Origin of the sequence: Prevotella sp. TCVGH (assembly GCF_023522295.1) — a bacterium.
Lineage (GTDB): Bacteria > Bacteroidota > Bacteroidia > Bacteroidales > Bacteroidaceae > Prevotella > Prevotella timonensis.
The window spans coordinates 1-11,712 of the sequence record NZ_QFFX01000071.1; the positions used below are offsets into that span (position 1 = coordinate 1).

At 39.7% G+C, this 11,712-nt stretch carries 12 protein-coding genes and 1 pseudogene; 12 read left to right on the forward strand and 1 reads right to left on the reverse strand.

From position 1 onward, the window contains the following. On the forward strand, nucleotides 1–471 hold a 471-nt coding region (locus tag DEM91_RS10735), incomplete at its 5' end, for a site-specific integrase (protein ID WP_249858922.1). Here DEM91_RS10735 and DEM91_RS10740 read toward each other — a convergent pair. After that, a pseudogene (locus DEM91_RS10740) lies at nucleotides 435–881 on the reverse strand (Arm DNA-binding domain-containing protein); the annotation flags it as partial. The gene DEM91_RS10735 and the pseudogene DEM91_RS10740 overlap by 37 nt on opposite strands. A 557-nt stretch (nucleotides 882–1,438) precedes the next feature. On the opposite strand from DEM91_RS10740, the gene DEM91_RS10745 reads away from it, so the two are divergent. The 11 genes from DEM91_RS10745 to DEM91_RS10790 all read left to right on the forward strand — a co-directional run bounded on the left by DEM91_RS10745 (nucleotide 1,439) and on the right by DEM91_RS10790 (nucleotide 11,552). Beyond that, a complete protein-coding gene (locus DEM91_RS10745) occupies nucleotides 1,439–1,615 on the forward strand; it encodes a hypothetical protein (RefSeq protein ID WP_195253871.1) in 177 nt (58 codons plus the stop codon). 95 nt (nucleotides 1,616–1,710) lie between these two features. Beyond that, nucleotides 1,711–1,836, forward strand: coding sequence for a hypothetical protein (locus tag DEM91_RS12590; RefSeq protein ID WP_262893461.1), 126 nt, complete (start codon nucleotides 1,711–1,713; stop codon nucleotides 1,834–1,836). 83 nt (nucleotides 1,837–1,919) lie between these two features. After that, the gene (locus DEM91_RS10750) at nucleotides 1,920–2,273 is read left to right on the forward strand and encodes a hypothetical protein (protein WP_195253870.1); all 354 of its coding nucleotides are present in this window, start codon (nucleotides 1,920–1,922) and stop codon (nucleotides 2,271–2,273) included. Then, nucleotides 2,230–2,934 (forward strand): hypothetical protein, encoded by a 705-nt coding sequence (locus tag DEM91_RS10755; RefSeq protein ID WP_195253869.1) that lies wholly within the window; start codon nucleotides 2,230–2,232, stop codon nucleotides 2,932–2,934. Before DEM91_RS10750 ends, DEM91_RS10755 begins: the two co-directional genes overlap by 44 nt. Nucleotides 2,935–3,002: 68 nt before the next feature. Further along, nucleotides 3,003–4,223, forward strand: a complete 1,221-nt coding sequence (locus DEM91_RS10760) for a hypothetical protein (RefSeq protein WP_229039398.1) — start codon at nucleotides 3,003–3,005, stop codon at nucleotides 4,221–4,223. A gap of 195 nt (nucleotides 4,224–4,418) precedes the next feature. Next, a complete protein-coding gene (locus DEM91_RS10765) occupies nucleotides 4,419–4,643 on the forward strand; it encodes a helix-turn-helix transcriptional regulator (protein ID WP_008123932.1) in 225 nt (74 codons plus the stop codon). 60 nt (nucleotides 4,644–4,703) lie between these two features. Next, nucleotides 4,704–5,738, forward strand: a complete 1,035-nt coding sequence (locus tag DEM91_RS10770) for a helix-turn-helix transcriptional regulator (RefSeq protein WP_195253868.1) — start codon at nucleotides 4,704–4,706, stop codon at nucleotides 5,736–5,738. A gap of 45 nt (nucleotides 5,739–5,783) precedes the next feature. After that, nucleotides 5,784–7,112 carry a 3'-5' exonuclease gene (locus tag DEM91_RS10775; protein ID WP_060940338.1) on the forward strand — a complete coding sequence of 443 codons (1,329 nt, stop codon included), beginning with the start codon at nucleotides 5,784–5,786 and terminating at the stop codon, nucleotides 7,110–7,112. Beyond that, complete coding sequence (locus DEM91_RS10780; RefSeq protein WP_195253867.1) at nucleotides 7,109–8,854, forward strand: lantibiotic ABC transporter; 1,746 nt, start codon at nucleotides 7,109–7,111, stop codon at nucleotides 8,852–8,854. Before DEM91_RS10775 ends, DEM91_RS10780 begins: the two co-directional genes overlap by 4 nt. Nucleotides 8,855–9,187: 333 nt before the next feature. Then, entirely contained in the window at nucleotides 9,188–10,648 is a 1,461-nt protein-coding gene (locus DEM91_RS10785) for a reverse transcriptase domain-containing protein (protein WP_036895092.1), read from the forward strand. A 1-nt stretch (nucleotide 10,649) separates the two neighbouring features. Then, on the forward strand, nucleotides 10,650–11,552 hold the full coding sequence (locus DEM91_RS10790) for a hypothetical protein (RefSeq protein WP_195253866.1): 903 nt from the start codon (nucleotides 10,650–10,652) through the stop codon (nucleotides 11,550–11,552). The last annotated feature ends 160 nt before the right edge of the window (nucleotides 11,553–11,712 follow it).

Below are 11,712 nucleotides of genomic sequence, written 5' to 3' on the forward strand. Positions count from 1 at the left end.
GGACAGATGTATATAAGAAAGGAACGTCAGAAGACCAAGGTTGAGTTCATCGTGCCGTTACATCCCATAGCGGAAGCTATCATCAACTATTGTCGGAAAGAGCAGGAAAGAAGCGAGGAACGGCAGACGGTGAAACAAAAAGATGACCACCTTGTCTTTCACCGTAATTGCAGCCGTAGTGTCATGGATACCAAACTGAGCATCGTGGGAAAGGCTTGCGGTATCCGCCAAAGACTTTCCTTCCACATGGCAAGACATACATTCGGCACAATGAGCCTAAGCGCAGGTATTCCCATTGAGAGCATAGCCAAGATGATGGGGCATGCCTCCGTATCAAGCACTCAAGTTTATGCGCAGGTGACGGACAACAAGATTTCGGAGGATATGGACAGGCTTATAGCCAAACAATCGGCAAAGGAGAAAGAAATAGCGGAGAGACAATCCTCATTCCCACTTGTTTTCAGAAATTGAATAAAGCTCTTCCTGCTGTCCCTAAAAGCCCTGACGGTAGCCTTTCCTATAGTCTTGCCCTGCAATACCTCCTTACTTTCGCAGACAGCTTGGTAAAGCTCTATGAGTGTTGGGGTAGGTTTGCCTTGATGCAGGAACTGCTCCTTAAGATATTCTGCCGTGATGTAGTTCTCTTCTCTTAACGCGAGTTCATAGAGTGCGTGAAGTCGTTTATCTATTGAGCTCAGTTGATGATTGACGGCATTCGCTCTGTTAGCTGCCACTTTTATACGTCCTATCTTTGATTGCCAATCAACAGGAGAGGTATGCAATCCTGTTGAGAATGAAGCAGACGCACCGTTGCAGGTGATACGGCAGCAGATAATGCATTCATTCCTTTCGCTTGTTTTTCTTCTGTCTAAACGCATCATTTTAGTGTAGCTTTTTGGCTACAAAGTTCGGCATAAGTTCTTGAAAACGAAAACTTTGCATGCTGTCAATTTAATAGTCATTTTCCATTCATTGCTACATTTTTTTGAGATTCTGTTTTTGTGTAGCTATTTCTGTAGCAGAAAATGACCGAATAATGACTATCAAAAGGTACAGTTTAGCAGTCAAACGGATATGGATAAAAATAAAAATCGCTGTAAAACCATGATTTTACAGCGATTATCCTTGTTTTAAAGGCTAAAATGACGTGTTGCTTGATGTCTTTTTGAAACCTATTTGTGGACCTCTCTGGGCTTGAACCAGGGACCTCCAGATTATGAGTAAGACAGAATGATCTTTTTATGATTTTTTAATATCAGAAGTTTGGCTGATTACCAAATAGTTACTATCTCCGTGGCTGTTTATAATACCTATAAAACCCCGTATCAAAACGCCTCTGCTTTCCCATTGCTTTCCCGAAAAACATCTGAAAACACGGGATTTAGGGAGAAAATGAGAGACTTTATTTTCTCTTTGTTTTCCCAAAATTGAGAATAAAGTGAAGTTGAGACCTCCAGACAATTGGCCAAAAATAGCAAAGAAATTAGACACAACCTACAAGAACGCACGATTCGGAAATTGCACCTATGCGCTCATCCTTGACAAGCGTCATCCGAAGAAAGACAAGAACACGTTTTCCGTCGTAATGCGTTATACCATAGACAGAAAGTCGTGATACAACTTCGTGGCCGGAGAGTTCACGGAAGAAGATTTTGCGAAGGTATGTAATCTCAGCGTCAAGGCTGTCCGCTCAGAACTCTATGAAAAAAAATGGAATTTGATGCCATCTTTGAGGCGCAAGTGGAGCTGATTGAGCATCTAGGGAATAGTCTGACGCTCGATAAAATAAAGGCTGCCATCACGGATGTTGACACTTCCAAGGATGCCTCCTTTTAAGCGTATGGCAGGACAGGATTAATTTCTTTCGGACCAACAACAACGGAGAGCAATACACCACTGCCGAGTCATACGAGTGCGCCATGAAGTCTTTCCAAAAGATTCTTTGGGACAGGCCAATTACAGGCTTTAAGGTAGGGAAGGAAGACATCGAGTATTGGAGTAATGGAATGCAGAATGGTGTGCTGAACGAGAATGGTGAGTTAATCGGTCAAATAAGAGAGGCAACAAGAGGCCTCTATCTCCGAAACTGTCGCGCAGTTTGGAACGAATGCGTGTCACGGGACTATCTAACCAACCAAGAATATCCATTTTCGAATGTCAAGAAAAAGAAGCTCGTGACAATACCTGTTGGCGACACAAGAAAGGACCCACTACCTGAATGTCCAGCAGATGACAGAATTGTATCGGGTGTTTATCGAGAAACGCTATCCTGACAAATGGAAGAAAGGTTATGCAGAAAAAGCTCATTACTCATTGGGATTATTTCTTGTCCAATACCTGTGTAACGGTTTCAATATGGCCGATGCAGCCGAGCTTAAGTATTCAAAATTCTATTTCGATTCTGGTAGGAAAGCGTTCAAATTCAAACGAGTGAAGACCAGAAATCGCACAGAAGGTGATGGTGAAGTAATAATCCCCATCATTGAACCATTACAGAAAATTCTTGATGAGATAGCGGCAGAACCTATTCTCAATGGTTTCGTGTTCCCAGATATTTTGCAGGGTGCAACACATAAGGCCAACAAGCGCAAGCGTATCTCCCAGGAAAATTCAAATGTGCAAGACCGTGTCATCAAAATCTGCGAGGATGTCTTGCATTGGAAAGTCCGTCCATCGGGAACATGGTGCAGACATTCTTACGGAACGAACTTAACTCATGCCAAAGTAGAGGAGAGGTATATCTCACAGAGTATGGGGCATGCAATCGACAAGACCATTACAAAAAGATACATCGCCCAATATCCGTTGGAAAACATGTTCGAGTACAACAACAAGTTGTTAGACTTACAGCCAAAGGTGACCGAGGAAGATGTCAAGAATATGACAGAGGAACAGAAGACAGAGATGCTTCTCAAACTATTGGCAAATAAGTAACATGTTATCGTATTATTCACAATCATACTTTTCACTTGAGACCCTTTGAAGATTTTCAAAAGCATGCCATGAGAGAGGCAATGGATAGTGTGTATTCATGGGAACAGGAGCATCCAAAAGAATACTCTCGTTTCTCATTGGATATGATGAAAGTTGAGCGCAATAATTTCAGCAGTCTTGAACGTATCTTCAAGATGGCGGCAGGTTTTGTGCCGACATCCGTTCTTGTCGAATGCAACAAATTACTTGCACGAGATTCTAAAGGAGTGCAGTCTGCTGTTGAAAGTGCTACCGCCGCCAGCCGAGTCGTTGACGAGCTGATGGGACTGAAGTGCTATCTGAGATTTGGTGTGTACACAGAAACTGTAGGGGAGAAAGAAACCCCTGGCCAATCGGAGCGGTTCCTGATAAGGGAATCTAGCTTATCGGACGAGGCCCTTAGTGAGGAAGATGACGAACACATCTATGTTCCTTATGTAACTGCTCAGGAGTTTTGGGAGTCATTGCCGTCCTTTATTCAGATGGCAATATTCACTTTTGGAAAGGGACACTCTGCTGATGAACTTGCGACTCTGTCAAAGAGAATCATGTTGTCGGCTATACAAGCGTTACCAGAGATTTTCGTTAAACTCCGTGACCAAATTCATGCTGGGAGTAATCCCCTTCTGATGTGTACATTGTATTATATCTGCTATGACCACGGATTGCCAAGAAGCGCAATGGCATTGAGCAAGGTCAGCCTGGGTGCTAAACAAATCTCCTACATACGTGAGAGTGCCAAGACTGTAATCGAGAAACTTATGGAGACAAGCGTAACGAATGTACTTGACAAGAAGGCGGAATGGACTAAACAGATCAGGGACATTGAAGAGGCAGAATTGAAGCAAGCCATGAAGAATACCCTCGGCAACACGAAGGGTAAACACGGATGCAGAACCTTTCAGCAAGAAGAGCTAAGCATTGATGACATTCTTATTGCCGATGACAAACAAGCATTGAAGGAGACGTTTCTGATGGCTCTCAATGATATGGAACACGAATACGAAACCGCATATATCAAGGCTGCACTCATCCGTTCTCATCATCTTGAACCGCACATTTCTTTTTCCGTATTTATCCGTGCTATATGCACTTTCTCTAGAAGAGAATACAAATATGATACAGCCCAAAGGGTTGACTCCTTCATATATCATGAACAGAAACGTTTCAAGACCTCCAAAAGTTCCAAGTGGCAGCATGGAAGAAGAATCGTGTCGTATCTGACAGAGACTTTCGATGAGATACAATAGTCGATTGTCCGTGGCCCAGGTTCAAACCACTTTCGTGTTTTACGAGGGGGCGGGATAACACTCCCCCAATTAATCATATTCATGATTTCAAATCGGCAAAATCCATAAAAATCCTCATTATTTTGCAGATAAAGACGATAACATGCAGAGAAAATGAAGATATTTCATTAATTTTGTGGCATTAAAAACGTATATATGGAAGATATAAATCGTATTAAGGTTGTTTTAGTTGAGAAGAAGCGCACTAACAAGTGGCTGGCAGAACAATTGGGGGTGAACCCAACAACTGTTTCCAAATGGTGTACAAATTCATCACAGCCAGACCTCGGCAACCTCCTTAAAATTGCGGACTTGCTGGGAGTTGACATAAAAGAACTACTTGTGAGAGAGTACAAACAATATCTGCTTTCACAGAAATAAAAGGCTTTTGCACGAACATTGTGTTCGCAATTAGTGCCTACCTTTGCAAAAAAATAAGATATGCCTACAAATAAAAATGCTTTAACGCGATATAAGTATCTTGATGAATTGTTGTCCGACAGACATCACTTCTTCGACATTCATGACCTTACTGATAGGGTCAATGAGAAACTTATTACATCAGGCTTGCCAGAAGTTACACAGCGTTGCATCGAGAAGGACATCAACTATCTGGAATACGACCCTTTCTTTGCAGAGATAGAACGTTTTCGTGTTAGCGGCAGAAGGTGTGTTCGATATGCTGACCCTTCGTTTTCCATATTCAAGAAGGAATTGTCAGAAGAGGAAAGTAACCTTATTCTTGAAGTGCTAAACACCATCGGTCAGTTTGATGGGTTAACACATTTTGAATGGTTGGAACGATTCAAAATTGGACTTGGACTTAAAGAGCGGACCAAGGTTATATGTTTTAGCAATAATCCATATCTACAAAATTCAAATCTGTTGGGGGTGCTATTCGACAACACATCTAATGAAGTGGTTGTTGAACTAGAATATCATACGTTCTCTGACACAGGAAAGAAGACGATAGTATTCCATCCATATATGCTGAAGCAGTATAATAATCGATGGTATATTATAGGAGCTGCCAATAGTGATAGGAAAATCTTGAATTTTGCTTTAGACAGAATAGATAAGGTGACTCCTCTGCCTGAAGTTAAATTTGTCCCCTGTGAGGAAGATCTTGCAGAACGCTTTGAAGATATTGTAGGTGTTACATTATATGAAGATAGGGAAGTGGAACATATCATATTTTGGGTAAGTGATTACTCAAAAGACTACATCATAACAAAACCCATTCATGAGTCGCAAAAGTCTCTGAGAAATAATGCCATAAACACTCTTTTGAAAAAGTATCCCAATATAGGAAGTGGAAGAATCTTTTCAATAGACTGTATACCTAATTACGAGTTAATAAGGGAGCTATGTTCCTTTGGAAAAGAACTCATCGTTCTTGAACCATCTTCCATAAAGGACGAGATTTTCAAGCGTATCTCGCTCATGGTAGAAGAATATTCTTGTGTACGAACATAGAGTTTGTGATCCGTTGTTAACTTTGCAGCGTTAAAACAAAATATTATGCGTTTAGAAAAGTGGTTTATATCAAATCTTGATGATTCCCAGAGGAACATCATCGTTCAAAACATTGACAAGAGCATTGCTGTCCGTGGTGCTGCCGGTAGTGGCAAGACAAATCTTGCCATACACCGTGCATTACAGGCGAAGAACAAGGGATCGTATGCAATCCTTATCTTTACAATTGCACTCAAACGTATGATAGCATACGGTATGGAAGCTCTTGGGCTTGACAAAGAGCGTATTGCATACGAATGGGCATGGACGCACCGTGGGTTTGACCTGACCGGTGATGTCTATTGTCAAAAGAACCCCAAAGCTGGCATTATAATGAGAAATGTGCTCTTCCTCGTGAATGATATGGATGTTCGTAAATTTATACGAGTAGACAGAACAGCTGATACTTATGGCGTTGACTTTGCAGATTGGGTAGACAGCAAGTTCTACCATGCTTTCGGTAGAAGAACGAGCTGGTTTGAAGAGGTGACTATGGACACAGACTTCAGCGTTACCGATACGGACAACTACGAACTAATTCCGAGCGGAATCATGTATAAACAGACTAAGGAGAAGATTGATTACCTCATTGTTGACGAGGCACAGGACTTCAATATAACTGATTATCAGAGTAAAATTAAGCCAAAGGTAGGCAAGAGCCTTTCTCTTTTTGGTGATTCTGCCCAACAGATGAACAAAAATGGTAGCAAGATAGAGGACATTGCTATCGCACTTGACTATGACAGACTGTCTCTCGATTACAACTACCGTCTTCCAAAATCAATAGCTAAGGTGGCTCAGCAGATTCAGTCATCTAATGTTGATCTTATGAGCAACAATCGGAAAGATGGTGGCAATAGTGACTATCCCAACTATCCGAAACCTATTATAGCCAAGTTTGGTAGTCGTCAGGAAGAACTCCAAGGCATTCTTAATAGAATTCAGATGGAGGATTTGGATGATGTTGCTATCCTTGTCCCCACCGAGGCTGACGTAATGGAGGTGAACAAATTTCTCAATGATAATGGTGTGCAGACACAGGTACACTACAGGACTGGTAATGTAGTACCTTTCCGTACCATAAACACCCTTGATTTTTCCAACAATGATCTTCCTTGCATACTGACATATTATGCAGCAAAAGGTTCGGAGTTTGACAATGTTTTTGTTCCTTTTGCAAACGCTGCCAACCCGAAAGACCGCAATTCATTCTATGTTGCATGTACGAGATCTTCCCGAAACCTTGTTATCTCTTATTCAGGTAAACGTACACCTTACCTGAATGATGTAAGTAAGGAGTTTATTACAGAACTTGATTATACAGCAAAGCGATGAAATACTATATAAGCATAAATTCATGGAATTTACTTGAGTCTTTTGTAACAGAAAGCCTCTCTCCATTCGCTTTCTACAACAAGCGAAATTTTGGTAATAACCTCAGTCGTTTCATAAACAATTCCAATGACAAGATAAAATTCATAGTCCTTTCTACTGTTGATAATGGTGGTGATTATTCAATTATTGTCAATGACACTATCTTGGACACCTCATCAATCAAGCCTGTCAAAGGCTTAAAAACAATGTTCGTGTACAGTAAAACCTTATATTATAAGAAGGGGACTGTAAGTTTTCGTTTTGGCAGTCAGGCTTTACTGGATGCGTTTGTCGCTGAATCCCAAATCCTTTTTGAGGTAAAATGCATAGACAAATACAAGGATGATTTCTTTATCAAGGAAGTAAAAGAAAAAAAAGCTTCGTCAACCTTACGGAGACTTGGAGAAAGTTTTTCATTTGAGCAACAGACTTTAGTCAAAAATGACAACCAATTCAATATTATTAAGGGAGCTATTGTCGGATATGCCCGCGGCGCCTTAACAACCTCTGATTCAAGTGACCTTAGATTGGTGTCTATGATTAAGGACATAAAAAATTCTTTTGCTGGACTGAACACACAAATCATGGTCAACGATTCTGAGGTAGAGCGTCCAGAAGCATACATTATCAAACTCAAAGAATGTAAGAAATCGTTTAACGAAGTCCTTCACGAAAAGACGAACTATTTCGATATTCTCACACAACTTTTCCTTGAAGTCAGAAATCTGGCCTCACTACGCTGTGCAGAACTTAGCAGATACAAGGTAGATAACAAGGAACGACTTATAGATCAAAAGCAGGACGTCGAATACGAAATCTGCGAGATAGAAAGAACAAGCAATATCTCAATTCTTAAAGCGGAACTGAAGCAGATTAAAGATGAAGAAAAGCGATTGGGCGAGAGAAGTGGAAAAACCAGAATATATTTCAAAAAAGACACTCCTAAGTATAATCGCAAACAAGAGCTGAAGGCTATTTTAAAGGAGTTTGAGGAAAGCAATGAAGATTATAAGGCATTGCTTCGAAAGCTTGATGAAATAAACACGTCAATACAAAACGCAAATAGCGGTAAGTCTCAATACGATGCTACGCTTAGTGCCCTCTTTGTTAGAATAAGTGACATTACCAACAATCTTCAAAAAAAGTTTGACCAAGGAAAATCTTTAAATGCTGTCGACTTTTCTTGTATTGAATATACTCAGGAATATGGGCTGGAGCTAAGGGAGGCTTCTGAAGATAACGATGAATTAGAATATTTCAATGTACTGATAAAGACCATTGTCAGCAGAGAGACTCTTGAAACCATTTCGGAGCAGTTCATTCTGTCTTTGATAGAAAAGTCGGCTATAGCATTTAAGTCGTGTCCATCCTATGAGTCAGAAAAGGGCAAGTTGATAATGGAGTGTCTAAGGAACTACTGGAGGTATAAGCATAACCAATGCACGGGATTTGTCATTCCAGGCGATATGCCTGTGCTACAATCTGTAATGTCATTCTTCCTAAAACCGTTCGGGTTTGACCAAATTGAGCGCTATATGATGAACAAGAAATTTACAAAGAAGAAGTATGCTATGATGCTGTGGGCTGCATGTAATGGCTATGCAGCTCTTCCCAAAACATTCACTTCTGTACTATACCAAGACGAAGAAAATTATATGGCTATGGATAACTTGCTTGAAGATATAATGCATCAATTGGAATGAAATCTATGGTTTTATAAGGTCTACGAATATTGGCTTCGCAAATAGTTCGTACCTTTGCATCAGAAAATTAAAACAAGGCGGTCTTTGACAAGTTTGGTAACTGAAACGGTATTTTGAAATTCGTCCGGCGTATTTGACCGGATGTCTCCTTGTTCCTCGGAATCTTGGAGATAAACAATGTTAGTACGTTAACGTGTTGCACTGTAGTACGTTGTACTTTTACTATTATTGTTATATGTAGTTTTTCTATGTTATATGTTCTATATTACATAAAGAAAAGATGTTTCGGTACCAGACCTCAGAGTCCGCCTCTAATTATAAAAATAGTGATAAATGGATAAAACGCAAATTACACAAATAGCTTCACAGATGTCAACAAGGGAAGATTTATTGGCATTGCTCAACCGTATCAAGCAAGACGAGATACGTGAATTGGGTTATGATACTGATAAGTTTTATCCGTTTACAATGAAGCATCTTTTGTACTATTGCAATCCCAATCATGTATTCCACCGTTATCATCAGTTTAAGATTAAGAAGAAATCAGGCGGTTTCCGTCAAATTACAGCACCACGCAATCAGAGTTTCATGATGCTGTTACAGACCGTGAATGAAATCCTGAAAGCAATGTATTCTCCATCCGACTATGCTATGGGATTTACAGAGGAACGCTCTGTGGTGACAAATGCTTCTGTACATAAAGGGCAGAACTACGTTTTCAATATTGACCTGAAAGATTTCTTTCCAAGTGTAGAACAGCGTAGAGTATTAAAGCGTTTCGGTGCGAAGCCTTTCTACTTTAACCCAGAGATTGCGCTTCTGCTTTCGGGATTATGTTCCATGAGGGTTAAAAGAGAACAAGCAGACGAAACCCAGACACATGATTTAGATAAGGAATTCGTTTATGTATTGCCACAAGGTGCACCAACATCACCAATTATCACCAACATGATTTGTGATACCCTTGACCGTAGATTGGCAGGGCTAGCAAGGCGTTTTGGTCTTCGTTATAGCCGTTATGCAGATGACATTACGTTCAGCTCAATGCACTATGTGTATGCTGAAAAGGGTGAGTTTAGGAAAGAATTAGCTCGAATAATCGGAAGTCAAGGCTTTACTATCAATGATACAAAAACGAGATTGCAGAAAAGAGGGAGTCGTCAAGAAGTGACAGGCATTATTGTCAGCGACAAACTGAATGTAACTAAAAAGTATGTTCGAGAAATTAGGAGTCTGCTATATATCTGGGAGAAATATGGCTATTCTGCTACAATGGCAAAGTTCCTGCCGAAGTACAAGGCAGAGAAAGGTCATGTCAAGAAAGGAAATCCTGACTTGACCAATGTACTTGATGGCAAACTCATGTATTTAAAAATGGTAAAGGGAGAGTCGGACATCGTATATGCAAGGCTTTTCGAAAAGTTTCAGCAACTTGTTGCCAAAGATTCTGGGGGCGACAAGAAGAATCCGTATGGTATCACCTATATGGAAACGGTGCCGCTTCTTAAATTTGAGCAAGATAAAAATACAGAAGTTGCAATCTTTCATAAGGAAGAAGGTAAGCGGTATGCAACCTTTGAGTTTAATGGAGTAAAACAGGTTGTATCAATAAACAAAGATGTCTCTCAAAATGACGAAATGCAAAAGGAGAAACTGGCCATCTCCAATTGTCGAAATCCAAAGGGAGAACAATTCTGGCTTATACATTTAGTCAATAAAGTGACGGTTTATAACCTAAAGCCTGTTGATATTGACGAACTAAATAACGATTTAGACTCATTATTAAGTACATAGTATGGATGAGAAGTTAATAGCTACTGTCAATAAGATAAAGCTACTGGCAGAACAAAATCCAGAGTTTAATCAAACTATGCAGAAACTGTTCGGAAATACGGTTTCTGCATCAGTCGTAAATATAAATTCTACTATTACAGAAGATATATCAGCAATTAGATCTGCTCTGGAAATAAGGGCAAAAGAAAGTCTTAAATATAGTTTTGTTAGAAAACAGAGGCTGCGTGACCAACTTATAATAGACAACCTTAGAATGGAAAATGCTGCCTTGAATCTAAAAGAACCAGAGGCAGATCGTTTTTATGTTTTCTGTGTAAATGCTTTTTACCAAGTTGAAAATATCCTAAATTACTTTTATTATACAAGCTTCCCAGAAATAGATGCCTTATTAAAAGAAATAGAGGATGGCACCCAAAATGAAAAAAATGACTTCAAATTTAGAAGAACAGGGAAGGAACAAAATGTTGGCAGCATTCCTGTTGCCCATAAACTTAATGCTTTTTTCAATACCTACTTGCCAGAAGAAGGTTCTTTGAAATGGTCTATTGGTACTCTTAGACAAGTTAGAAATGAGGGGGAACATAGATGTGATATTATCAGACAAGAAAAAGATGACAATAATAATTTGTATAAATTTTTCAAGTCAAAAACGTTCAATTATGTAAGGATTGACCTCATTAAGTTTGTAAATGCTATTGAGCATAAACTTGAAAATCCAGATAAGAAAGAAATGTTGGAATCTATAATTAAGTCAAAGTTACCTAGTGTTTGCTATGTATTGTTGAGAGGTAATAGCGTATTGCTTCCCAACAAACTATTTGCAAAAGTTAGACATCTAAATAACAATGATGAAATTATTCTAACAGTTTCTGGTAATACAATAATTGATGTTGCTGCTAAATAGATTTTATATTATTAGGAGTCTCACTCTATCTAACATCCAATGTAGAACAGAGCAAATGAGGCTGTAAAGCAACAGATAATACGTTATAAGTTACTATGTTTGCAAAGGCTAACACACGGAGACAAGTCGGATGCCGCTCTTCGGAGGCTTCGCGCCTCCG